20 protein-coding genes are annotated in these 26,238 nt (G+C 42.3%); 8 read left to right on the plus strand and 12 right to left on the minus strand.

Features of this window, described 5'->3' with window-relative positions; genetic code table 11:
* Positions 1 to 105: 105 nt before the first annotated feature.
* Positions 106 to 744, plus strand: a complete 639-nt coding sequence (locus JMX82_RS05880; RefSeq protein WP_201539840.1) for an NAD(P)H-binding protein — start codon at positions 106 to 108, stop codon at positions 742 to 744.
* 116 nt (positions 745 to 860) lie between these two features.
* Here JMX82_RS05880 and epmA read toward each other — a convergent pair whose 3' ends face one another.
* From epmA to JMX82_RS05895, 3 genes are all read right to left on the minus strand, one after another.
* Positions 861 to 1,886 (minus strand): EF-P lysine aminoacylase EpmA, encoded by a 1,026-nt coding sequence (epmA, locus tag JMX82_RS05885; RefSeq protein ID WP_201539841.1) that lies wholly within the window; start codon positions 1,884 to 1,886, stop codon positions 861 to 863.
* A 72-nt stretch (positions 1,887 to 1,958) separates the two neighbouring features.
* On the minus strand, positions 1,959 to 3,071 hold the full coding sequence (locus JMX82_RS05890) for a 4-phosphoerythronate dehydrogenase (protein ID WP_201539864.1): 1,113 nt from the start codon (positions 3,069 to 3,071) through the stop codon (positions 1,959 to 1,961).
* A gap of 70 nt (positions 3,072 to 3,141) precedes the next feature.
* On the minus strand, positions 3,142 to 4,269 hold the full coding sequence (locus tag JMX82_RS05895) for an AI-2E family transporter (protein WP_201539842.1): 1,128 nt from the start codon (positions 4,267 to 4,269) through the stop codon (positions 3,142 to 3,144).
* Positions 4,270 to 5,076: 807 nt separating this feature from the next.
* On the opposite strand from JMX82_RS05895, the gene JMX82_RS05900 reads away from it, so the two are divergent.
* Both JMX82_RS05900 and JMX82_RS05905 read left to right on the plus strand, forming a co-directional pair.
* On the plus strand, positions 5,077 to 6,768 hold the full coding sequence (locus JMX82_RS05900; RefSeq protein ID WP_201539843.1) for an NAD+ synthase: 1,692 nt from the start codon (positions 5,077 to 5,079) through the stop codon (positions 6,766 to 6,768).
* Between the two features lie 247 nt (positions 6,769 to 7,015).
* Complete coding sequence (locus JMX82_RS05905; protein WP_055123481.1) at positions 7,016 to 8,290, plus strand: hemolysin family protein; 1,275 nt, start codon at positions 7,016 to 7,018, stop codon at positions 8,288 to 8,290.
* Between the two features lie 11 nt (positions 8,291 to 8,301).
* Here the strand turns inward: JMX82_RS05905 and JMX82_RS05910 are convergent, their stop codons facing one another.
* Positions 8,302 to 9,018, minus strand: a complete 717-nt coding sequence (locus JMX82_RS05910) for a YggS family pyridoxal phosphate-dependent enzyme (RefSeq protein ID WP_201539844.1) — start codon at positions 9,016 to 9,018, stop codon at positions 8,302 to 8,304.
* A 398-nt stretch (positions 9,019 to 9,416) separates the two neighbouring features.
* Here JMX82_RS05910 and JMX82_RS05915 point away from each other — a divergent pair, with 398 nt between their 5' ends.
* Together JMX82_RS05915 and JMX82_RS05920 are read left to right on the plus strand one after the other, a co-directional pair.
* On the plus strand, positions 9,417 to 10,472 hold the full coding sequence (locus tag JMX82_RS05915; RefSeq protein WP_045443495.1) for a type IV pilus twitching motility protein PilT: 1,056 nt from the start codon (positions 9,417 to 9,419) through the stop codon (positions 10,470 to 10,472).
* A gap of 168 nt (positions 10,473 to 10,640) precedes the next feature.
* Positions 10,641 to 11,762, plus strand: coding sequence for a PilT/PilU family type 4a pilus ATPase (locus JMX82_RS05920; RefSeq protein WP_055123483.1), 1,122 nt, complete (start codon positions 10,641 to 10,643; stop codon positions 11,760 to 11,762).
* Between the two features lie 148 nt (positions 11,763 to 11,910).
* On the opposite strand, the gene fur is transcribed toward JMX82_RS05920, so the two are convergent.
* Positions 11,911 to 12,345 carry a ferric iron uptake transcriptional regulator gene (gene fur, locus JMX82_RS05925; protein WP_045443492.1) on the minus strand — a complete coding sequence of 145 codons (435 nt, stop codon included), beginning with the start codon at positions 12,343 to 12,345 and terminating at the stop codon, positions 11,911 to 11,913.
* Between the two features lie 327 nt (positions 12,346 to 12,672).
* Between fur and JMX82_RS05930 the strand changes: the two genes are divergently transcribed.
* Entirely contained in the window at positions 12,673 to 13,092 is a 420-nt protein-coding gene (locus tag JMX82_RS05930) for an outer membrane protein assembly factor BamE (RefSeq protein ID WP_201539845.1), read from the plus strand.
* A gap of 44 nt (positions 13,093 to 13,136) precedes the next feature.
* Here the strand turns inward: JMX82_RS05930 and JMX82_RS05935 are convergent, their stop codons facing one another.
* From JMX82_RS05935 to JMX82_RS05950, 4 genes are all read right to left on the minus strand, one after another.
* Entirely contained in the window at positions 13,137 to 13,517 is a 381-nt protein-coding gene (locus JMX82_RS05935; RefSeq protein ID WP_227676383.1) for an RnfH family protein, read from the minus strand.
* On the minus strand, positions 13,505 to 14,647 hold the full coding sequence (locus JMX82_RS05940; protein WP_201539846.1) for a hypothetical protein: 1,143 nt from the start codon (positions 14,645 to 14,647) through the stop codon (positions 13,505 to 13,507). The genes JMX82_RS05935 and JMX82_RS05940 overlap by 13 nt, the downstream gene beginning before the upstream one ends.
* A 446-nt stretch (positions 14,648 to 15,093) precedes the next feature.
* Positions 15,094 to 15,762, minus strand: coding sequence for a c-type cytochrome (locus JMX82_RS05945; RefSeq protein WP_045443487.1), 669 nt, complete (start codon positions 15,760 to 15,762; stop codon positions 15,094 to 15,096).
* Positions 15,763 to 16,100: 338 nt separating this feature from the next.
* Positions 16,101 to 16,436: a c-type cytochrome gene (locus tag JMX82_RS05950; RefSeq protein ID WP_109592356.1), complete on the minus strand. Its 336-nt coding sequence runs from the start codon at positions 16,434 to 16,436 to the stop codon at positions 16,101 to 16,103.
* Positions 16,437 to 16,845: 409 nt separating this feature from the next.
* Here JMX82_RS05950 and yihA point away from each other — a divergent pair, with 409 nt between their 5' ends.
* Positions 16,846 to 17,634: a ribosome biogenesis GTP-binding protein YihA/YsxC gene (yihA, locus tag JMX82_RS05955; protein ID WP_201539847.1), complete on the plus strand. Its 789-nt coding sequence runs from the start codon at positions 16,846 to 16,848 to the stop codon at positions 17,632 to 17,634.
* Positions 17,635 to 17,781: 147 nt separating this feature from the next.
* Here yihA and JMX82_RS05960 read toward each other — a convergent pair whose 3' ends face one another.
* Together JMX82_RS05960 and JMX82_RS05965 are read right to left on the minus strand one after the other, a co-directional pair.
* The gene (locus JMX82_RS05960; protein ID WP_201539848.1) at positions 17,782 to 18,495 is read right to left on the minus strand and encodes an HAD-IA family hydrolase; all 714 of its coding nucleotides are present in this window, start codon (positions 18,493 to 18,495) and stop codon (positions 17,782 to 17,784) included.
* A gap of 120 nt (positions 18,496 to 18,615) precedes the next feature.
* Positions 18,616 to 19,626, minus strand: a complete 1,011-nt coding sequence (locus JMX82_RS05965; protein WP_201539849.1) for an RluA family pseudouridine synthase — start codon at positions 19,624 to 19,626, stop codon at positions 18,616 to 18,618.
* A 1,210-nt stretch (positions 19,627 to 20,836) separates the two neighbouring features.
* On the opposite strand from JMX82_RS05965, the gene JMX82_RS05970 reads away from it, so the two are divergent.
* A complete protein-coding gene (locus tag JMX82_RS05970; protein ID WP_201539850.1) occupies positions 20,837 to 25,144 on the plus strand; it encodes an Rne/Rng family ribonuclease in 4,308 nt (1,435 codons plus the stop codon).
* 104 nt (positions 25,145 to 25,248) lie between these two features.
* Here the strand turns inward: JMX82_RS05970 and JMX82_RS05975 are convergent, their stop codons facing one another.
* A complete protein-coding gene (locus JMX82_RS05975; protein WP_087814859.1) occupies positions 25,249 to 26,178 on the minus strand; it encodes a DUF808 domain-containing protein in 930 nt (309 codons plus the stop codon).
* Between the last annotated feature and the right edge of the window lie 60 nt (positions 26,179 to 26,238).

Genomic DNA, 26,238 nt, shown 5'->3' on the forward strand with positions numbered 1-26,238 from the left:
ACACTATGCAATCGGCACGCTTCATAACGAAGTGTGCCGTTTTTTCTTGATACGCTATATCCAGTTTTTACAACAACGATAACGTACATAAGAATAGGAATGACAATGAAAATTTTAGTAATTGGGGCAAGTGGTCGAGTGGGAACGGATTTGGCCAAGCAGCTATTAGCGGATAACCATCAAGTTATTGGCACGACACGCCAAGAAGAAAAACTGTTTACCGATGACAATTATAGCCAACTCGATTTAGATATCACTGCCGAAAAAGAGGCTATACAAAAGCAAATTGATCAAGACATTGACGCTATCTATTTCGTTGCAGGGTCTGGCGGCAAAGATGTCTTAGAAGTAGATTTACATGGGGCGGTCAAAACAATGCAAGCCGCAGAGAATAAAGGTATTAAGCGCTATATCATGCTCAGTACCGTCTTTTCATTAGACACCAGCAAATGGGACAATGCTGGTATTGCTGACCTAAAAGAATATTATATCTGCAAGCATTATGCGGATCAGTGGTTGATTAATAATAGTAGCCTTGACTACACCATCGTTCAAGCAGGGGCGCTAAAAGAGCGCGAAGCAACTGGTAAAGTCACTGTCAACGATGATAATGCTGGTGAAAACTCAATTGCCGATGTGGCGACTACTTTGGCAGCCGTCTTAAATGCCAATAATACCATCAAGAAAGTCTTTAGTATGCATAACGGTGAGACTGCGATTGATGAAGCGATTGCAAAATTATAAGAATCAACTTTACAGCGATTAAAACGAAAAAAGCGAGTAAGCCTAATGGGTTACTCGCTTTTTTCTAATAGGCTTGTCAAATAAGTGGTAACTATATTAAGTCTATCGATGATCGACTAGGCCAAACCGCTCGGAAAAGAAATCACATCTTCTAAGCTATTCGCGCCTGTGATTACCATGAGTAATCTATCGATACCAACGGCGATACCGCTACAGGGAATTAAAGCATCAGATGCTGCTAATAAATGCTCATCGATTGGCATTTGTGGTAGGTTATGACGCTTACGAAGTTGATTGTCTCGCTCAAACCGTTCTCTTAACGCTTGTCCATCTGCTAGCTCATCATAAGCGTTGGCAATCTCAATGCCATTGATATACAGCTCGAAACGTTTAGCAACTGTATTGCCCTCTTTATCAACCGCTGTTTTTGCCAGTGCAGCCGTGGCAGGTGGATATTCTATAATCAAGGTCGGTAAGTCGTGACCTAAGTTTGGCTCGACCGCATTACTAAACAGCAAATCCAGCCAGCTTTGACGAATATCTGCTTCGCCATCTTCTGTGTTATCCAAATCACTATTGAAATCAAAACCTGTCAAACCCTTGTCTTCTGCTACCGCTTGCAGGGCATCAAGGCTAGCTGTCAGCGGATGTATGCCGACGAAATCCATAAACGCATCAACATAGCGGTAATGACTCATTACCACTGAATGTCCATAAAGCGCCGCTAATAATTTACCTAATTCAGCCGCCATATCATCCAGACTATAATTCGGCTGATACCACTCAAGCATGGTAAATTCGATATTATGGCGTACGCCTATTTCGTTATCTCGAAATACGGAGCAAATTTGATATATAGGCACTTGCCAGCTGGCAAGTAAACGCTTCATGGCAAACTCAGGTGAAGTATGCAGATAATAAGTACAGGGGTTATCTTGGTAAGTCACTTGTGCGGCGACTGATTGTAAGAAAGTATCGGTATTACCAGCCTGCGATAGTAGCGGTGTTTGCACTTCAAGCACTTGATGCGTGGCGAAAAACTGACGAACGGTGCTCATCAATTGCGCACGCTGCTGAGCCATTGCCAATGTCATGGTCGGCGCATAGCTGGATTTAGAAGAAGAGTTACTTGCTTGGGTCATTATTATTTGCTGCAATTTAAGGATAAGAGTAAGTTTTCAGATGCTACTTTAGGGTTGAAGGCTGCCTAACTTTTACCACTGCCACTCACGGCGTAAGTGATAATCTCGGCGCAACTGATCAAAGTCAGCACCCTTTACTTGACCGTCAGCCAGCTTGCTTCTTAGTGCAGCATCATCGTACATGATGTCGTAAAACTTCTGTAATCTGTCTGGATGTGCTTTTAATTCAGACCAGAGATAAGTATTAAGCGGTAGCAAACTATGCATCGACAATACAGGCAAGACTGCTAAATTTTCACATAAAGCGTCATAGATAATTTGCGTACCACGCAGCTTACCTTCGACCGTATAGCCTGCGATATGAGGGGTGGCGATAGCCAGTTTGGACAATAAGCACTCAGAAATCTCTGGTTCAAATTCAAACACATCGAGCACTACTTGGCGATCTGTGCGCTCAATATCTGCTTCTAAATCACGCGCATTAATGACTGGTCCGCGCGCACTATTAATCAACAAGGTATGCGCAGGCATCACTGCCAGCGTAGTTGCGTCAATCAGATGCTTTGTTGGATAATCACTGCCACTAAGGTTTGTACTATCTTTTTTATCGGTTAAAGGCACATGTAAGCTCACTACATCACTTTGGCTAAGCACTTGCTCAAGGCTTGCGTTATTCGTATTCGATGTAGGCAGTAATGGATCATAGCCTAGTACCTGCCAGCCTAAATCAATGGCATACTGAGCGAGCGTACTACCAATATTACCAAGTCCGATGATGCCCAATATTAATGGCTTCGTGGATTGCTGCCAACAATGCGGACGCAACGTCAAAATCGCCGTCAATACATACTGCGCAACAGAATGTTTACTACATCCAGCCGCATTGGCGAAAGTGATATTTCGCGCCGCCAAATAATCTTGATCGACATGATCGGTACCGATAGTCGCCGAACCGACAAATTTTACGCTGTTATTATTGGCTAGCAATGCCTCGCCTACTGGTGTCACCGAGCGTATCAACAGCACATCAGGCTGAACGTCTGCGAGCAACTGCGCATTGATATCACGTCCAGCGACGGTGATTATATTGATCGTCTGCTCAGACGCCTGTCCAAGCATCGAAGCATTAAAAAACGCATCTAAGCTTGCGATATTGCTATCGGCCACGATAGTAATGCTGTCAATAGAGTTCGCTCTATTTTGCATAACGTTTGCAGTATTCTTATTTAACATGACTATGTGCCTCTACGTGCCTCTACTTTGATTCATTGACTGGTGGCAACGTTTGGTTGTCAGACAACACCAAATCCTGCGGAGCAAATATCTCATTTTTATGCTGCGATATCCATTCTCGCCATACCGCCAATCCGATGGCTAGCACTACAGGACCGATAAACAAACCAACAAAGCCAAAAGCCGTTAGACCACCTAATACACCAATAAAAATAATAATAAAAGGGATTTTGGTCGCGCCACTAATCACAATAGGACGGATGAGATTGTCAACCCAGCTGATAACCAAAGTGCCCCATAGTGCCAAGCCAATCCCTTCTACAGTATGACCTTGGCTTAACAACCAAATGGATACACCGCCCCAAACAAATGGCGTGCCAAACGGAATCAGGGCGATAATAAAGGTTACGATAGTAAGTAAGATAGGACTTGGTGCACCAGCGAAGTAGTAACCCACACCTGCGAGCAGTGCTTGTGCCAATGCCGTCAGACCAATGCCATACACCACCGCACGCGTGGTCGTACCCACAGAATCAATATAACCATCAATGCGATTGCCAATGATATTACGCAGTGCTTGACGAATTTGACGCACCAAACTGGTACCATCACGATAAAAGAAAAACAACGTCATCAGCGCCATACCTAACTTGGCAAGACCGCTAAACACCACATCAAACGCTACTTTGCCATAATATAAATGTGACTGTACCCAGATACGAAACGCCTCTAACGTCCCTTCTGGGTTTTTATTGATTCTCCACAGCACATCTTTCACTTGCTGACCGATGATAGGCATATCTTTAATAGAATCAGGCACATCTAAATAGCCCACTTTTATACGATAAATCAAGTTACTGATTAGGCTCAAGGCTTCTTGCTGTAGAATAAAAACACCGATAACCAGTGGCACACCTATCATTAAGGAGATACTCACCGTCATAATAGCAGCGCTAAAATTAGGACTCAGCTTTACTTTTTCGTAAAAAAAGTTATAAATAGGAAAGGTAACATACGCTAAAATCGCCGCCCATAATGCGGGTACAATAAAAAACTGTACCACTTGAAAACACAGTACGAACAGCACCACCAACAGAGTAATAGCCAATAGGCGCTGAATAATAAATTCTTTTGTCCAATTTTCAATCATAGCGTATAAACCAAGAGCAGACAGCGAAGATCTATCGCGACCTTGCTGGCAAGTTTATAAATGTGTGATGAATATCAACTCACAGACGGTGCCCATAAAAAGACCCTGTCCATTAGCGGTATCCATTAGCGAGGGGTGTAAACAATCCGTACCAGTAAATCTGCTTTGAGAGCATCAAATCGTAGCATACCGTAACATACTTACGGACGATAGTTTTAACTAACGCAAGATAAATATTAAGGGATTATCACGGCTTATTATGCCGCAAAATACGATAATGATATAACGATATGTTGTAATCTTTACTTACAACTTTCTCTGTATAAGCTTACTAGATAGTGACATTAATAGATAGAAGTTGACACATAGATTTAACATGTAAAAACAATGCACTAAAAGGATATTTTACATTCATACTGTAAACTGACCTATTGAAAGGTAATTCACTGGCGCGTTCTATTTGCAACGATAATTGATGCTATACTAAAGCAATTATTTTAAGCTTTTTAATAGCATTAAATTCGTTTGTTCTTATTTATTTGGATCATTCTACATATATAACATTTTTCAGACGATGCGCTACAGCCCTCTTTTATCGTCCTTCTATAGACTATCATAAGATCAAACCTGTAGAGGGGCGTTACAACGTTGGACACTGTGCGTAAGCAAGCTCATCATATCCGTTCACTATTAGAATTCGATATGACAGAGTGCTATTTTGAGTGAATTTCGGACTTACTTTGATTTTATTTTAAATCAACAACGACCCAACAAATTTTAAACCATATATCGATAGGAACAATAACAATGTCAAAAGACAATGATAATCCCAATATAACTCCCTCAACTGAGGTCAGCAAGACCAATAAAACCCAAGAAACCGTTACTTTTGCATTGGCTCAGTCGCATTTCTTGGTTGGTGATATCACTGCCAATGCTGAAAAAATGCGTGCACTCGCATTGCAAGCTCGCGAGCAAGGTGCAGATGTCATTATTTTCCCAGAACTTGCTTTATTAGGTTACCCACCGCAAGATTTATTACTACGCCCAAGCTTATCTGGTCGCATCAAAAGCGCCTTGTCTACTTTAAGTGATATCGATGACATCGTGATGATTGTCGGTTATCCACATGTCGACCATCATGGTACTTTCAACTCTGCTGCTATCTTGCATAATGGTCATCAAAAAGGCTTTTATCATAAGCAAATCTTGCCAAATTATGGCGTATTTGATGAGCGTCGTTATTTTGATAAAGGTCGTAACCAAGTTTTATTTGACTATAAAGGCATCACAATCGGTCTGCTCATCTGTGAAGACTTGTGGGAAAAAGGCCCTATTGCCGAGCTTAAAAAGCAAGGTGCTGATCTGATTATTAGCTTGAACGCCTCACCTTTTGAGATCGAAAAACAAGCCAATCGTAAAACGATGCTGGCCAAGCGTAGCCGTGAAAATAATTTGCCTATCGTCTATGTCAATGCCGTTGGTGGTCAAGACGACTTGGTATTTGACGGTGGTTCTATGGCGGTGCAAGCTGATGGTAGCGTTGCCCACGAAGCACCACGTTTTATGAATCAGTTACTTCTTGCCACTTTAGACGTCAAAACTGCCAAGTTTAATAGTCAAACTAAGGCGCCATTAACACTGAGCCGTGAGTCAGAGATGTATCAAGCACTGGTCGTTGGCCTGCGCGATTATGTCAACCATTCAGGATTCACTGGTATTATCCTTGGGCTATCAGGTGGTATTGATTCTGCCTTAACGCTATGTATCGCTGTTGATGCTTTGGGTGCTGACAAGGTATATGCGGTGATGATGCCTTATGAATATACTTCTCAGATTAGTCTAGAAGATGCTCAAGCACAGGCTCGCCGCTTAAATGTATCTTATACGGTTTGTCCTATTTTTGATGCGGTTGAAGGCATCCGTCATACCTTAGCCCCACTATTTAACAAATCGCCAGCAGACACCACTGAAGAAAATATCCAAGCGCGTGCGCGCGGTGTGGTACTGATGGCGCTGTCCAATAAGTTTGGGCACTTGGTCATCACCACTGGTAATAAGTCTGAGTTAGCAGTCGGCTATTCGACATTATATGGTGATATGGCAGGCGGCTTTGATGTGCTAAAAGACGTTTATAAGTCGCAGGTTTATAAATTGGCCAGTTATCGCAACCGCTTGGAAGACACCCCAGTCATCCCTGAGCGTGTCATCACTCGCCCGCCATCTGCTGAGTTACGCCCAGACCAAAAAGACCAAGACAGCTTGCCTGACTATGATGTATTAGATGGCATCTTAATGTCATACATCGATGAAGATATGGGCTATCAAGACATTATTAATAAAGGGTTTGACGCTGAACTGGTCGCAAAAGTCATCCAGATGGTAGACAATAGCGAATATAAGCGTTTACAAGCGCCAATCGGTACCAAAATTAGCCATAAAGCCTTTGGACGTGAACGCCGTTATCCATTAGTGAATAAATGGTCCGTAAAAGGCTAAATTAGATTAGCCATTGTTGCTTGCCCTACTTTTATTATGTAGAACGCGAGCAACATGGCTAATTTAATACTTTTATAAAAAATCAAGTTTATTATAATTAGCTGGGTGCTTACCCAGCTTTTTTAGTTTCTATAAACCGACTTTTAATGCCAAGCTGTTATAAACAATACTTTCTTTTTGTACTTCTAATCCATTCATTCTTTAACTTCAATTATTTTAATCCCTATATTTTTTTACCGAGTATGTCATGAGTTTGCTAACCGCTAGTATCTTTCTTCTTTTATTGCTTGCCCTAAGTGCCTTTGTATCCGCTGCCGAAATTGCCATCGCTGCTGGTCGCAAAATTAAGCTACAAATCATGGCAAAAGAAGGGGATGTCCGCGCATTTGACGTCCTTAAAATGCAAGAGCACCCTGGCAGTTTTATTACTGTCGTACAAGTGGTTTTGAATGCCGTCGCTATCTCAGCTGGTGCGGTCGGTGAGTCAGCTATTAGCCCTTATCTAGAGCTTTTGGTGAAGAATGAAGCAGTGTCATCTGTCATATCATTTGTGCTGATCACCAGTTTGTTTTCTCTACTCGCTGATTTAATGCCCAGACGATTGGCGATGTCAAACACTGAAGCTATCGCTGTACGTCTCGTACGACCAATGATGCTATTGATTTTTATATTCAAACCCGTGATTTGGATATTTGATGGTGCAGCAAATGTCATCTTTGAATTACTGGGTATTTCAACCATACGACAAGACGATATGACGCCAGAAGATATTTATGCTGTCATGGATGCTGGTGCTGAAGCTGGTGTGCTCAAAAAACAAGAACATCATCTGATAGAAAATATCTTTGACATGCAAGAGCGCACCGTAACGTCGGTGATGAATCCACGTGAAAATATTGTTTATTTTGATACCAAAACGAGCACTGAAAAAGTCGTTGAAGTGATGATTGAACAACCACATAACAAGTTTTTGGTCTGTCAGGAAGATGACCTAGAGCACATTATTGGTTATGTAGAGTCGCGCAGCTTTTTGGCATTGGTTCTTAACCAGCAGGAGGTCAGCTTAACTGACAAAGCGCTATTAAAACCTGCACTCTTCGTTCCTGATACCTTGTCCTTGTTTGAAGTATTAGAGATGTTTAAATCTACAGGCGCTGACTTTGCCGTCATCGTGAATGAGTATGGATTGGTAGTGGGTGTCATCACGCTTAAGGATGTGATGAGTATCGTCATGGGGGAGCTTGTCACCTTGGAGGAGCAGCCCATTGTTCAACGTACTGACAACTCGTGGCTAATCGATGGTATGACTCCTATCGAAGACGTCGTACGCGCTTTAGATATCGTTGATCTGCCACGCAGTCAGAACTATGAAACCATTAGTGGCTTTATGATGTACATGCTACGCAAGATTCCAAAGAAAACCGATACTATCGAATATGCCAATTATCGATTTGAGATTATCGCAACGGACAATCTCAAAATCACTCAGATGCTGGTTACCAGAATGGATGAGACTGTCTGATAAATAAAAATTTAAGCTCGTGCGCCAAATATGGCGCTACCAACGCGCACCATTGTCGAACCACTGGCTATCGCCTCTGTCATATCACCGCTCATGCCCATGCTCAGTGTATCCCAAGCATTTAGCTCTGCATGAGTCTCTTTAATCTCATCAAATAACTGCTTGGTACGGGTAAAAGCATCCGTACCTCCCTTAGCAGGAATAATCATCAAACCACGCAGCTGTAACCTGTCATACCCCTTGATAGCAGTTATCAAATCAGGTAGCTGTGCTGGCAGGCAGCCTGATTTGCTTTCTTCGTTATCGATATTGACTTGGATTAGCACATTAAGCGGTGGCAGCTCAGCTGGGCGCTGGTCGTTTAGACGCTGAGCAATAATGTCACGCTCAACCGTTTGTACCCAATCGAAATGCTCAGCAATATCACGGGTCTTATTGCGCTGGATACTACCAATATAATGCCAAATAATGCCTTTAGTTTCTGGCTGTCGTTTTAGCGTATCGATTTTTTCGATGGCTTCTTGCAGATAATTTTCACCAAAGTGCTGCTGTCCTTGCTGAGCCAAAGTAGCAATCATATCAGCTGGTTTAGTCTTGGAAACTGCCAGCAACGTCACACTATCTGCTTGTCGTGCCGCATGCTCACACGCTTGAGTCATTTGCTTACTCACTTGCTGCCAGCTCGCAATAAGATTTTGGCTATCAATGTTATTTTCTATTTCTTTCATATATTACTCACGAGAATAATTTAATCCATTTTTTAATCAGTCACTTTTAATGACTTATATTTTTACTCACTTATATAATGAACTTTTATTAGCTATGGTTAAACTTTTTATAAATGTCTTCTAATATAAAAAACTCAATAAGCATCAATCTATAAATCGACACTCATAATGACTAATTTTACATTTTATTGGTGTAGTAGATGGTTAATTGTTGGTAGTCTTGTTATTATATTGTTACATGGTTTAACATATGCTACTGAATATAATAGTAATGGTAAAGACCATCGCTACTCCTTTATTAACGTGACCGACTTTAATCAGATCGTTTATCGATTGATAATCACTCCCCTTTTTTGCTCTTTTGTCCTACCCTTATTGATTGATAGGAATATCCGATTATGGCTGAAAAAAACAATTTAAGCATCGAAGACTTGCTGCGCTTTACGGTTAAGCATAAAGCATCAGATTTACATATTTCAGCCGGTATGCCAGCAATGATACGTGTTGATGGTGAAATGACCCGTATTAATATGCCAGAGATGACTCATCAGGTTGTGCACCAGCTTATCTATGACATCATGAACGATAAGCAGCGTGCTGATTTTGAAGAATTTTATGAAACGGATTTCTCTTTTGAGATTCCCAATCTAGCACGTTTTCGGGTAAACGCATTCAATCAAAACCGTGGGGCGGGTGCTGTCTTTCGTACCATTCCGTCCAAAGTCTTAACGATGGAAGACCTCGGTATGGGTGATGTATTCAAGCGCGTGTCAGACTTTAAACGTGGTGTGGTTTTGGTCACAGGTCCGACAGGTTCTGGTAAGTCCACAACGCTAGCTGCCATGATTGACTATATTAATGAGTCCCGTAAAGAGCATATCTTGACCATTGAAGATCCGATCGAATTTGTCCACGACTCCAAAAAGAGCTTGATTAATCAGCGTGAGGTGCACCGCGATACCTTAGGTTTCGAGCCTGCATTGCGCTCGGCCCTACGTGAGGATCCCGATGTAATTCTGGTTGGTGAGCTACGTGACCTTGAGACTATCCGCCTCGCATTGACAGCAGCAGAGACTGGTCACTTAGTATTTGGTACCCTACACACCAGTTCAGCCGCTAAAACCATTGACCGTGTCATTGATGTATTCCCCGCAGCAGAAAAAGACATGATTCGGGCGATGCTATCAGAGTCACTACAAGCCGTTATTTCACAAACGCTTTTGCGTCGTCAAGCAGGCGGACGTGTAGCAGCACATGAAATCATGCTCGGCACACCTGCTATCCGTAACTTGATACGTGAGAATAAAATCGCTCAAATGTACTCTGCTATCCAAACAGGTGCAGGTGAAGGTATGATTACGCTGGATCAAACACTCAAAAATCTAGTAGCGAAAGGCACCATTAGTAAAGACGTAGCCCGTCCTTATGCCAAACAGCCTGAGGCATTTTTGTAATATTATTAATCGTGCGTCACTGGCTTATAATGATTGACGATTGATATGTGAGTCAACAATACAAGCATTCATAAGCCATGATATGCCTTACTTCTATTGCTACTGGCGATTTTTAAAACATGATTTCAAATACTTTTTTAATCGATTTACATCGAATGCAGGTACGATATGGACATTGATAAACTATTGCAGTTAATGATCAATAAAAATGGCTCGGACCTTTTTATTACCGCTGATGTAGCGCCTTCCATGAAAGTGAATGGCAAAATTTTGCCTGTTGGTAAAACGCCTTTAACCGCTGAGCAAACCATGCGATTGGTCAAAGGCGTCATGACACCCAACCAGCAAAAAGAGTTTGAAGAGACCAACGAGTGCCAATTTGCCATTGCTGATGAAGCACAGCAAGCACGTTTTCGGGTCAGTGCCTTTATACAGCGTGATATGGCAGGGATGATTTTACGGAAAATTGAGAATAAAATTCCGACTGTCGAAGAGTTGCGTTTGCCGCCCGCGTTAAAAGAGTTGGCAATGAAAAAACGCGGTATCATTCTGCTTGTGGGTGCAACGGGTACAGGTAAATCAACGACCCTTGCTTCTATGATCGGACACCGTAATCAAAACTCGCATGGTCACATCATTACCATCGAAGATCCTATCGAGTTTGTCCACAAACATCGTGGTTGTATTATTACCCAGCGTGAAGTTGGTATCGATACCCATTCATTTGAGGCAGGGCTAAAAAACACGTTACGCCAAGCACCTGATGTTATTTTGATTGGTGAGATTCGTAACCGTGAAGTCATGAGCTACGCGATCCAATACGCTGAGACAGGGCATTTGGTGTTTGCAACCTTACACGCCAACAACGCCAACCAAGCGATTGACCGTATCATTCACTTTTTTGAAACCAGTCGCCACAATCAGTTATTTATGGATTTGTCGCTCAACTTGCAAGCCATTATTGCGCAGCAGCTCATCCCAACTCCTGATGGTAAAGGACGCCGTGCGGCTATTGAGATTTTATTGAACTCACAGCTGATTAGTGACTATATCCGTAAAGGCGAGGTTCATGAAATCAAAGATGTCATGACACGATCGCGGGATAGCGGCATGCAAACCTTTGATCAGGCTCTTTTTGACTTATATGAGCAAGGAGAAATCACCTATAAAGAAGCCATTCTTCATGCTGACTCTCCTAATGATTTACGCCTAAAAATCAAACTCAGTAGTAAGAATGGCACCGCCAATCTGGATGAAGGTGCGGATAACTTATCATTAGATATTAGTTAAGCATGGCTTTTGAGCGTTGTTATTCGTTTTTGCCATAAAAACTTATAAGAAAGCCCTCATATTATTATGAGGGCTTTTCCTATTTTATACATAGCGATAACGCAATAAAAACGATATCAAATGTAGATCATGCTCACCTATTAAAAAATTACTTGATGCTATCCCGACACTCTTGGTCATTACAAATACCGTATAGCACCAATGAATGACCTGATAACTTAAATCCATGCTTTTCTGCGACTTTAAGCTGCTCTTCTTCGATGACTTCATTATGAAATTCTATAATCTTGCCACAAACGTCACAAACCAAATGGTCATGATGGCCTTCTTGGGTAATCTCAAACACCGATAAATTATTTTCGAAGTTATGACGCTCGACGATACCAGCTTGTTCAAACTGTGTCAGCACTCGGTAGACAGTCGCTAAACCCACATCTTCACCTTGCTCTATCAATGCCTTATAAACCTCCTCAGCACTCATATGATGCAACTCTGCACTCTCTAGTAGCTCTAAAATCTTGATGCGAGGTAAAGTGACTTTTAATCCCGCTTTACGTAAATCTTGATTGGTAAAAGAAGCCATAATATCCCTTCTGACTGTGACAGTCTTAGCAAATAAAGAACCTAAAATATGAGATAAATAATCGTTAATGATTATTTTTTATAGTATATGAAACATTTTAATAACAGCAGACTGGCTGATTTGACGTGATTTCCAAGCCTGTTATTTTCTATAATAATCCTAACGCAAGTCTATGAATTTAAAATATAAATAATAAAATGACTCAGGTAGCATTTGGTAAATAATGTCGTAAGTGGTAGGAAATTGCAAGTAAATGACGTATCATTTGTCCAAGATTGTCGGCCAGACTCGCATTAACAACCTCTGGCTGCGCCTAATTCATTTCTTATGAGTCATCTTACCATGATAAAGACATTAACTTTTCGTCCGTTAAGCCCTACAAGCGTATTACGCAAGATTGTCATAACCAGTATGCTTAGCGCTACTGTCGCTATGTCTGGCTGCTCATTATTGAGTGTTTATAAGATTGATTTGCCACAAGGCACTGCCATCACTCAAGAACAAGCGCAAAAACTGCAAGTGGGTATGAATCAAAACCAAGTTCTCTATATCCTTGGTAGCCCAGCTATTAGAGACACCTTAGAACCTAAGCGTTGGGATTATATTTACGATTACAAAGCAGGGACAGAAGGTAGCCGCAAAGGTATTGCTGACGTCAAAAATGCCAGTCAGCACTTAATTATCTACTTTGATAATAATGGTTTGGTCAATCGTATTGAAGGTATCGAAAGCCTGCCTGCCTCATAATCAAGAACGGCAACTGGCTTTAATGATAGATGGCGCAACATCGCTTAAACTCGAGATTTATTTTTGCGCTGAGACATGGGATCAGCGCTTAAGCTGCGATATACTTCGATACGATCAAAAGGCTGCAAGCGATAGCTGAGCGGCTGTTTTTGTGCATAGATACCCACATGCCAACGCTTCGCCGTTGGCGTGGTAATATCTGCCACTTGCTCACACCAACGTGCTAACGCTGGAAATTTCACCAACCATCCTGCCTGCCTCAATGCCTCATACAAACTTGTTTCATCATTAACTTGTAGGGTCAAATAATGCTGACATTTTCCATCTTCAGCATATGCCAAATAAACAGTCATTAGCATGGTCTGCTCAGATGACGGCGCACAATTATTATCAGATTGAACGCCATTAGCAGTTAACTCAACCACTGCATCACCCAACCTATCAATGCCAATAACAGTGCTAGTGGCACAATCAAACGAATCGCTATTCGCCATAAGTTATAAAACGCTTCATTGCCAAAATTTAATGACTTACGCAGATGACTAATTTTCATCTGCCAACCCGCAAAGATAGACAGCAATAATACCGCTATGCTGCTAATAATCACTAAAAGTCCGACCAGCCACACAGTTGGTATGATAACGACTAACAAAAGCGCCAAGACAAAGGTTAATACCAAACTGACCAGTAGCCCAAACTTGTGCGCTAATTGCTGGGTACTATAATGCAGCAAATAGCTGGCGACAAATAACACCCCTATCCAATACGATAGCTGTCCAATCGGTGGCAATGCCATGCCACTAATAGATAACGCCACAACCCCAACGAACAATTGTAATATCCAAATCGGGAGTACCAATTTGGTTGCCCGATACTCACTCGGCGCACGGCTGCGAGCAGGTTTTTGCGCATTGATATTGTCTGTGTCTACTGCTGTTGCCACTTGGTTCGTTACCAAGTTTTGACCAAACCAGTATAAGCCTGTGCCTGCACCCACACTAACCAACGCTAACGCGACTGCACGCGCCCATTCATTTAAGCTGATATCAGTCATCGCAAAGTCAATATTGGGTAGGCCATTTGCCACGCCTAGCAACAAACCTATCACCATTAATCCTAGGCCAATCGGTAACGGTGCAACGCCCAATAAACTGAGTAACACAGCAATGACCATCAAGCCAGCAGCGATCACAAAATCTGGTATAGCAGGAGCGCTATTAAGCTCCGTCAATGCCGCCAAAATACCTGTGCTCGCGCCTGAGACCACTAACGCCGCAATCAGAATAGAGACCAGCGCGGCGAGCCAACCAAAACTACGCCATATTGGGCTGGCATCTGCTTCGCGAGTAAGCTTTTGCATCCCTGCTAATGGCGCATCAACACTACGGTAGGCTAAGGCAATTTCCGCATAAACAACGGGCAAGGATACCAATACCATAGCCAATAGCCAGAGTAACCAAAAGTCAATCTCACCAATGGATGCTGGTGCAAACCAACGAAACAGCAGTAGCGGTAGCAGTGCCGCGATAAAATAAGAAGCATAACGGATCATCATAATCTAAATCCAAACGATCTAATACCTTTCACAAAAATGAGAATAGCTAGGAAAACGAGTGTCCGTACTACGTATTGTAGACGAAACAAGTTTGACACCGCTAATCATAGTCTGTGGGTTTGGTATAAAGTGAATAACGATAATTTATCATGATACAGAGCAATGATAGGCCTCTGTAAGCAGTTTTATTTTATATAGTCAATTCAATTTAAAAGATGCACAAGGTAACCAAAAGCAAATATCTATTCAATACTTCAAGCGGGATTAATGCAGCGACTCTTTTATAATGGAGTGACTATAAGGTCTCTATAATATAAGGGATGAACAGTTATAAAAAAACCCCGAAATCGGGGTTTAATAATGAAACAATGGCGGATATATGGTCAAGTGCTTATTAATTTCAGCGAGGTAACGTGCATTAGCCACTCGTAGCTGATATCAATCAATTAGTGAACAGCACTGATATAATCTGACAAGATACGAATATCACGATCCGACAGTTTCGATGCGACTGTCTGCATCATGCCCATATCGCCTTCTTTCGCAGCATCATTGACACGTTTTTGCTCATCACTATCAACATCATCAACACGGCCAGCCGCACGGAATAGTTTTAGCTGAGTTGCGATGTACTGTGCATGCTGACCACCTAAGCGTGGAAATGCCGCCCAAGTATTACCAGCAGCATCTGGACCATGACAGCCTGCACAACCGATGACACCGCGTGACTTATCACCACCTAAGAATAGCTTAGTGGCTTCTTGGTTGGTCGCAGGATTACCAAATCCAACACCCCAAGGCGCTTGGCTAGCATAATAACCAGCAACGTTGGCTAAATCTTGCTGCGATAAGTTTGCAACTTGTGATTGCATAATACCGTTCTTGCGATAACCTGCTTTAAAGTTGACCAACTGCTTGTAAAGGTATTTTACGTTTTGGCCACCCAAATTAGGCTGCGCAGGGACAACGCTGACACCATCAACACCATGACAAGCAGCACAAACCGTTTCTGCAATTTGCTTACCGGCATTGACGTCGTACTCAGGAACAATAATAGCAGCTTGTACGCTGAAACTTGCAACGCATAAGCTGGCAGCAGCGATTAACTTTTTCATTGATACAAATCCTACTAGCTCGGCGTAAGCATTATTTAGAGTGATTGCACTGATAAGATACCTTATATAAACCACCCTACTATTGGTTAGGTAGGTATATGTTTTAAGGTCTTGGCCACAAGCAGTCTGAAAGTACTTACTAACATCAGGGTTTATTTTCGATTATTATAGCAAGACTTTGTAGCATTTGCCTACTTAATCGTCACATCCATCAGTTTTTCTAACACATAGACAAGTATGCCAACAAAAAACAAAAAGCGCTTACAGGTTAAAAACCCCAGCGCTTTTTTAAGTTGTTTTATAGTGTGTCGTATTGTGTTGCTTTATCGGTCAGCGTCTCACTTACTCATGTACTCAATCAACTTACGATAATCATCGTCGCTACAACTGTTACAAAGACCACCAGCAGGCATCTGCGTCATACCACTTTTAACAGAATTAATAAGTGTCGGCATGCTTTTTTGTTTGATAAGCTGTTGCCATTTGGCACTATCACCTTTTTTGATGGCGTTCAGCGCCCCACTATCGTGACAGGCAGCACATGAGTTATCATAGGTGGCTGCAATATCAGCAGCATTAGCGCTAGTCATGATGGCACTACTGAGCAGTAATACCGCTCCGCTACCTACTAAAACTCGATAGGTCTGGCTAAAAAGTGCATTGATTGAAACCATAGAACACCTCCTTTTGATGCTTCTCTCGTTTAATCAATCTTGCTATTAAACGTCGTTCGTTCAATATATCTTATTAAACATTGTAACAATGTATGTCGTATAAATATAGATAAATATAGTTTGGCTTTGGTAACGCATGAATAAAAGCGGCAACTTGCTCTAATGAGCGCTTATTTTAATGGTATTCTGTCATTTATGTGATGCTAATCATAGTTATTTCAATAAGTAAGATAAGTAATAGTATAGAATAGTCGATAACTTGAAATGACTGTGTTTATGACCAATAAACATTGAAAGTTATGATGAATAACTTCGTAACGATTTTTTGTCTAATGCACTGTCTTCTCGACAACCAGTTGATTAAAATTTTATAACCGTATCCAATTTCTTAAAGATTAATGAGCCATTTATGAGTACCCCGTTTACTGATGTCGCCGCCGAACATGCATTGTTCAACACTAAATCTCGTCAAAAAATTCAGCAAACTGAGTTTATGATGTCAGCGCCTACTTTTCGTCTCTGCCCACCCGATATGGGCTTAGAAGTTGCCTTTGCAGGACGCTCAAACGCAGGTAAATCCTCTGCTATTAATGCCTTAACCAACCAACGCCAACTCGCACGCTCATCTAAAACGCCTGGTCGTACACAGATGATTAACTTTTTTAGTATTGGTGATGCTGATAGACGTTTGGTGGATTTACCAGGTTATGGCTACGCAGCGGTACCGCTTGAGATGAAAAAAGAATGGCAGGTTGAGCTAGAAGAATACTTGGTGGCGCGCTCAAGCCTTGCAGGTTTGGTGCTCATGACTGATATTCGTCATCCATTGAAATTCTTTGACGAGCAAATGCTACGTTGGGCAAATGATGGCGAATTGCCAGTGCATATCTTGTTAACCAAAGCAGATAAGCTAAAGTATGGCGCATCTAAAAATGCGTTACTTAATACTCGTAAAAGACTGAAAGAACTGGGATTGAACTGTAGCATTCAGCTATTTTCAGCACTAAGAAAAGAAGGCCTTGATGAGCTGGCTGGTGTCATGGGCAACTGGTATGAGTATCAGCTCGATGCAGACAAAATCATTGAATCCTCTTTTGCGTTACTAGAAGGCGCTGAGTTGGAAGAAGCGATCGAAAAAGATAACATCGAAAAAGACGCTATTGAAAAGGAAAGTACTCAGAAGGATAGCACTCAATAAGGATAGTGCTCAAAAATAAAACAAACAAATATCATCGTCTCCAAGTAAAAAGGGTTTATCGTTATTATCGATAAACCCTTTCTTTATTATCATTTTTTAGCATTTAAAAATATTTTTATTTAAGTGCTTTTATTTAAGTGCTTTTAGTTAAGTGCATAGTAGCTCAGCCAATGCTTGTGGCGTGTCAACCTGATACGTGGGTTGCTGTGCGGCGAGCTCTGCAGGTGATGCTGTACCATAATTCACCGCAACACTGGTCATGCCCAGTCTCGTTGCCATTTGGATATCGTAGATACTGTCACCGATGAAAACAGCATCGGCGATTTGCTGCTGCGTATAATCCAAAATATCGGTCAACATCTGCGGATCAGGTTTTGAGCCTGCCTCATCGGCACAGCGGGTCATCACAAAATAATGGTGGCTCTCTGAAGCATCTAATACGCGGTCTAAGCCCTTTCGCTTTTTACCAGTTGCAACCGCGAGGCTTTTCCCTTGGGCTTGTAGGGTCTGCAACATCCCTTCTATCGGCGCAAAAAGCGGTGTACTGTGGCTGTTGGCAATATAGTGGTCTGCATAGCTTTGCTGAATCGCAAGCTTTTGCGTGTCATTGGCTTGCGGATACAAAATCTCAATGCCATTCATTAAGCTCAGCCCAATGATGTCTTGTACTGCTTTATCGGTCGTCTGAAAACCATGCGCCTCTCCTGCCACATGCATTGACTCAACGATTAATCCAATGGAATCCATCAGCGTCCCATCCCAATCAAAAATAATCAGCGTCTTGTCCGCTAAACGATGACTGGCTGATAACTGAGTTCCTTTGGAAGCGCTAGAGATACTAGCGACAGATTGATTGCTCATAAATAGACCTTAACGAATATCAATAATAAATGGTAGATACGAAAACGTCACGGCGACTTATTAAGAAAAATAAGCGTTCGTGACGTTTAAAGTTAATGCTTAAAAATTTTATTTGGCGACTTATTCAGGCAATTTAACTTGCTCTGGCAACCAATCTGCCATGTCATCTGGTAGCGGTGCAGTAATAGTTTCATAGCCTGGAATGTCTAAACGCCACGCATGCAGACACAGGCGATGGACGCCTGATTTATCGTGCACATTATATTTATCATCACCCAAGATAGCGTGACCAATATGCGCCAAATGCACACGGATTTGATGAGTGCGACCGGTTAGCGGTTTGGCTTCAATTAAACTCACTGGCTGATCAGCAATCATAAAACGACCATGAACGACGATATCCGTCTGGCTTTCCTTAGATTGCGGATCTTGCGCATCTACTTTGACGCGGCGTTCACCACTAGCAACTGTATAGCGTAGTAATGACGCATCAATGCGTTGCTCATTTAATGCTGGCTGACCTTTGGCGATACATAAGTAATGCTTCTGGATGGTTTTATCGACAAGATGCTGTTGCAACGCTTTTAGCGCTGAGCGTTTTTTAGAAATCATCAATAGACCTGAGGTATCTTTATCAATGCGATGTATCAGCTCTAGGTATTTTTTACCTGTCACTTCACGCATGGCTTCGATAACACCAAAGTCCAAACCACTACCACCGTGAACGGCGATGCCAGAAGGCTTATTCAGCACTAGCATTCCTTCGTCTTCATACACTACGCGCGCTAACAAGTTTTTAGCAAACTCGGCACTGATAATTGGTTTTTCGCGGGTAGCAAGTACCACTGGCGCGATACGTACCACGTCTTCACGCTGTACTCTATCGTGCGCTTTGCAGCGTTTATTATTGACCCGAATCTCATCTGAGCGAATCATTTTATAGATATGCGGTTTTGGCAAACCTTTTAAACGGTTCAGTAAGAAATTATCCAAGCGCTGATCGTGTTGATGGCGGGTTACTTCAAGATAATTTACCTTACCAAAGTTGCTGATTTCATCATCAGCGCTTTGCGGGCGTGTTTTACTATTAAAAATAGCAGGGGCTTCATGGGTAGGTGCGTCGTCAGTCATTTTTGGCTTCGTCATTTTTAGTTAGGTATTTACAGAAAGATTTGCTATAGTTTAGCATGTTGAGCGACAATTAAGCAGAGACTGCAGCAATAATCGTTGTTGTTGTTCTAAATAGTGCATTACCATTTTTACGAACTTTTAGTGAAAAGGTATTAGCGGTATACCCTGCCAACATTGTATGTTTAATCGGATTTTAGGGCGCAGTATCTGTTTAGAAATATCACTTGTAGATATTTATAGATATGTCCCCATAAATTGTAAAATGAAAGTATCGTACTGACTTTACTCAGTACCATAGAATTAATAGTGACACTAAATACCTTTGTGTTCATAAATTCAGCGTTGATAAGTTTGGCTAAATGCCTGTTTATTGACCGATAATGACACTACATTGACTCACAACCTGCATGACAACGACTTTATTTGATAATTATTCATGATTTAATGACTGGTTATCTGGCGGTCCTTTACGCAAGTGTAGTTGAGCAAGTATGGGTTGTTTAGCATTAGGATCGAGAAGTATATCGATAGCTGCCTACGTATTGGTGGTCAAACAGATAACGATAAAAAAGATATAAATACAGCACCACACCGATAGTTTGGTCATTTATTCTGTTTGCCAAGTACGCCCCGCTGATCACCGGAGCCGCGACACCTAACCGTAAAACACCCAAGATATTATTGACGTTATACCAGAAAGAACGATAAATAAAGAGTGACCAATTGCTTTACCTAAACAAATAATTGCTGAATATCACCATTTCATATAATGGTATTTATAACAGCGATATTATTGCTAGACTTTGATGGATGGATTGCAGCAGCATAACGCCTTTTGAATATCAGTATATTGAATCTCGTCATTACCCGTCGCCTGCTCTTACAAAGTAAGCTGGCATGACTACCAATAAAGCTTGCTGATAGTAAAACTGAATCGCATGCTGACGCATTAATATTTGTACCAAACCTATCAATAATAGGATATAAATAGATAGCCTTACACCCTATAAATTTTATATTTACGTTAGTTTTGCTAACACACTTTAGGTAAAAAACAAGCCATTGACAAAGCCCAAGTGCTTTATTAACCCATGATTTACGTTCTATCGTTGATTAACATCTGCCCATGCTAATTTAAATATTAGCCATACTTGCCATTGCGCTCTAAAGCCCGTCTCGTCGTTGTTATGCGTACTCATAGGATACAAATATGAAACGCATTTTGATCAACGCTACTCAAAACGAAGAAATTCGTGTCGCCTTATGTAAAGGCAACCATCTTTACGATTTCGATCTTGAAAACCGTACTCGTGAACAAAAAAAATCCAATATATATAAAGGTCATGTGACCCGTGTCGAGCCATCGCTTGAAGCGGTGTTTGTCGAATACGGCTCACAGCGCCAAGGTTTTTTACCCATTCGTGAAATCTCTGCTGAATACTTAAGCGGTAATCCACGTGACGAAAATATCAAAAAACTGATCAAAGAAGGCGATGAATTAATCGTCCAAGTCGAAAAAGAGGAACGCGGTAACAAAGGCGCTGCCCTATCGACGTATGTCTCTTTAGCAGGTCGCTATTTGGTATTGATGCCAAACAACCCTCGTGGCGGCGGTATCTCACGTCAAATCTCGGGCAAACTTCGTGAAGACATGAAGCGTATGCTAAGCAATCTTGATTTACCAAAAGGTATGAGTGTCATCATTCGTACTGCGGGTATTGGTAAAACTCAAGAAGACTTGCAGCACGATTTAAACCACTTGCTGAATATCTGGCAAGCCATTCAAGAACAAAATCAAAAATACCCGTCGCCGCGCTTGGTACATCAAGAAGCAGGCGTCGTAACCCGTGCTGTTCGTGATTACCTACGTGATGATATCGCTGAGATTTGGATTGATAATGAAAACGCTTATATCGAAGCGGCGGGTTTTATCGATGCGGTTATGCCAAAACAAGCAGAAAAGCTACGCAAATATACCGACTATGAGCCGATGTTTTCGCGCTTTAATATCGAAAAGCAAATCGAAACCGCGTATCAACGTGAAGTGCGTTTGCCATCAGGCGGCTCAATCGTTATTGATCAAACGGAAGCACTAGTCTCTATCGATATCAACTCAGCCAAGTCGACCAAAGGTTCAGATGTCGCTGAGACCGCTTACCACACTAACTTAGAAGCAGCCGATGAGATTGCTCGTCAGCTACGTTTGCGTGATATGGGTGGTTTGATTGTCATTGATTTTATTGATATGAATGACAATAAGCATCAAAAAGAAGTCGAAAAACGTCTGATCGATGCCACCAAATATGACCGTGCACGCGTGCAATTTGGTGATATTTCTAAGTTTGGTTTGATGGAAATGAGCCGTCAGCGTCTGCGTCCATCGCTAGAAGAGTCAACCGGTTATATCTGCCCACGCTGCCATGGTAACGGCATGATTCGTGACTTGCGCTCATTGTCACTATCAATTATGCGTCAGATTGAACAAATCGCGCTAAAAGAGCGTCAAGGCGAAGTACAAGCAGAAGTTCCAACAGATATCGCCGCCTTTTTATTAAACGAAAAACGTGATGCTTTAGTTTATCTTGAGCAAGACAGTGGCACGCGTATCACGATTTTGCCACACGCGCATTTAGAGTCGCCTAACTTTAAACTACACTTTAACCGTGATGGCTTTGCGCCTTCAAGTTATGAGCGTATTACGGATACAGCGCAAGAACATAGCGATTTGGGTTATGAAGTTGACTGGCAAACGGCTGAAAAAGAGCGTCCAGAGCAACAGCCAACGCGCCAGCCACGTCAGGTAGCGAGTAATGATACTAATACTGCTAACCAATCAAACAAATCGACCAGTACAGCTGAGCATAGCAAACACAGCAACGACCATCGTAACAATAAAAATACGACCAACGTTTCATCGGCGCGCGCGCCACAAGCAAACAACAACCAGAGTGTGGCAGCCCCTGCCCCTGTTGCTCCAGTAGCAGCAACTACAGCTCCTGCACATGTTGAGACAGCAGCTCAGCCACAAGCAGTGGCGTGGTTATCAAACCTATTTACGCAAGCACCACAAGCCTCAACGACGCCTAGCGTCAGTAGTCGTGATGCAGCAGAAGCCATTGAAGCACTAGTAAATAATGGCGCACAAAGCTTAGGCTCATTTGGACAAGTTGATAGCAGTGCCCTGAGTAATATATCAACGGGTGCATCGAACAACGTACCAGCAAATCAGCAGAACAGTCAGAAAAATAACGAACAACCGTCCGACAACAATGCCAATCGTCAACAAGCGCGTCGTAGCTCAGACAGCGACACCGATGATGATAGCAGTAATGAAGATAAAAGAAGACGTAAGCCACGTAAATCTAGATCTTCTAAACCTCGTCAAAGAAAAGATCAGGCAGAAGAGTCGAGCAATGAAGCAAGCGTTGATACCGAGAACAATGCCGTAAATAGTGCGGCAAATAACGCTGATGACAAGCAGGCTGACAATCAAAACAAACGTCAGCAGGATACCAGACGCACGAATGAGCGCAACCGCAACAATCGTCAAGACAATAACCAGCAAAACAGCAGTCGTCAAGACAGTAGCCACCATACAAACGAGCGCAATGATGATGCTGATAAAGACAGTAATACGGCAGATGAGCAAACTCGTGCGAAGCGTAAATCGCATAGTCAACGCGGCTCACGTGGCAAGTTAGAGCGCGGCGAGACACTAACAGCTGAAAATATTAAGCAACCCAATCAGCAAGCGACGACAGGTGCAAACGGCCGAAAAAATCACTCGAATACGCGTCGAAATCAAGATCCTAATGAAGTCGTGCTACAGGTCAATGAAGCAGCCGTTGATCTGAAATCGCCAGAAGTCGTGCACTTGTCTCTAGATGACAGTAAGTCTACACAGACAAAACCTCAGTCTACTGAAAAGCAAAAGTCAGTAAATGATGTTAATAAAGAAAGCAGTAAAAAAGAAGCTAGTACACAGCAAAGTGACAATCAGCAGAGCAATGACAAAAAAGTTGCTCCTGAAACAGCTGCTGTTAAGGGTAACAACGAAGGCACTGTAGCAATTCATGATGTTAATGTTGATGATGTTAACGTTAACACCACTGAGGACAAGGGACAAAATAATGCCCCGAAAACAGACAGTAACGCTACTGTCAAAAAACCTGCTATAGATGAGCAACCAACATCTAACAGCGCTACCAAAGACCAAGCTGACCATTCAAAATCTGTGGATACCGACGTGGACAGCGTAGCAATAGCACCAAAGCAGCCCGAATCAGAATCCACAGAAAAAGCGAATAGTGACACTGTTGACGCTACTACCGACAGTGACGCCGATGTTAGCAATGCCAATGACAGTCATAGCGCAAATGATAAGAACAACTCAGCACTGGCACTAACGCACGAAGCATTATTTGCCAAACGCTACGTGACTGCTGAGAAGTTTGGTCAGGCTAGTAATGATCCACGTGTGGTTCGTAGTCAGCAAGTGCAAGCAACTCAACAACCACCAGTAGCTGAGCCTGCAGTGGTAAGCCCATCGACTATTCGTGGCACCGTTGGTGATTTTGTTCGTAAAGCATTAACAGATGCAGAAAGTCGTTTGAAAAATGACGGTGTCATTAGTTGCTTTATTGCTGCTATCGATGCACATACGCAGCAAGCAAAATCAGCTAACAAATCAGCCAACATTGAAACGAGCGTCACACCGACTGCTGATACCAAAGTTGAGGATAGCAATTTCGACTTTAGCAACTATGGCTATCAGCCATTGGCGGCAGATTACCTGACGCGCTTTGAAACGATGACACAAGCGGTCAGTCAGTTTGCGGCAACGCAAGGTAAAACAGACGTCGAACCACGCGCCATTGGTAAGCGTGCTGGCAACGATCCACGTGGTCAACATCCTAGTTATCAGGAGCCCGCAGTGTTGAGTCTACCGACCGAACAAGCGGCTGATACTGAGCAAGCGGTTATTGAACATGATGATAACAATGTGGATGCTCATAATGTTGAGGCAAATACTCTAGCCAATCAAGCTCAGGCTGATAATATCAGTGCTCATAGCGAGCAGTTGTTAGAAGCAGATCAAGCGCTAGTAGAAGCAACTAACGAGCCGTCGAATGAAGGCACTGTGATTGTTAAGCACGTAGCAGCTGAAAAGATTGACGGGGCACATGACGATAGCGAAGCTGCTGAAATTCAAGAGGCTAATACTCAAGAAGCTGACGTTGAAAAAACTAAGCCAGCAGATGAGCCTAAGGTAGAGCAACCTACCAATACCAAAGAAGCAGGCAAAGACGACAGTCAGGCTGCTAAATCAAAAACCACGATTGCCAGTTATAAAAACATGATTGAAAATGTGGCTGAACAACTGCTGCCGCAAACTGGTATGTTTAATTTGACCACGCCAAAAGTACCAAAGGCACGTAGCCGTAAGCCTAAAACGGAGCATAAAAAGCCCACGCAAGCTGAAAAGCTAGAGGCTGATGACTCAGATAGCGAAAGCTAATCGTATAACGTCCAACGTAAAAGCCCCAAAGTTGTTAGCAACTTTGGGGCTTTTTTACGAAATAAAATTACAATCAATATAAAGCTAAAGCACAGGTAATTGACTTAGTGTGCAGATGACGCTGTGTCGTCCTTTCCACGAATTTTACTAATAACTGTCAAGATAGCCACAACCGCAGCGCCAATGATAAAACCAATGACGCCATTTAATACCGTTGTCGTTAAGCTTTCAAAGATACCCGTTAAATCAGCGATATCCTCTACTCCATGATGTAAGAAGCCGATACCGTGTACTAAGATACCACCGCCTACTAAAAACATCGCCAACGTGCCAGCGATAGATAGAAACTTCATCAGTTTTGGTGCCGCTGCAAACATTAACTTGCCCAATTTTTGCTTGAACGCCCCTTCTTGTTCCATTAAATGCAGACCTGCATCGTCTATTTTCACGATACCAGCGACCAAGCCATAAATACCAATCGTAATACCGATGGCTAAAATAGATAGCACCAAGCTTCGTTCTAATAAAGTGGCGCTTGCCGTTGATCCCAAGGCAATCACGATAATCTCAGCTGACAGAATAAAATCCGTACGTACTGCACCTTTGATCTTTTCCTTTTCAAAAGCGACCAAATCTATAGTCTCATCAGCATTGGCTTGCCGACGAGCATTTTGCTCCTCATCATGCGGCAAAGCATGCGGCCAAAATCGATGAATGACTTTTTCAGCGCCTTCATAAACCAAAAACAAACCACCACACATTAGTAAAAAAGTGACCAGCGGTGGATAAACAGCACTAATCAAGAGTGCCGCTGGTACTAGAATAAGTTTATTAATAAATGAGCCTTTGGCAACCGCCCAGACCACTGGTAGCTCACGATTCGCTTTGACACCCGTGACCTGTTCTGCGTTGAGCGCCAAATCATCGCCCAATACACCAGCGGTTTTTTTAGCAGCGACTTTGGTCATGACGGAAACATCATCCAATATCACACTGATATCATCAAGTAGGGTTAATAAACTGGCACCTGCCATGTGTGCTCCTTAGCAAAAATTTATTGAAATAAAGGGTTAAAAATAACTGATACCAATAGT

It is taken from the genome of Psychrobacter sp. 1044 (assembly GCF_904846525.1).
GTDB lineage: Bacteria > Pseudomonadota > Gammaproteobacteria > Pseudomonadales > Moraxellaceae > Psychrobacter.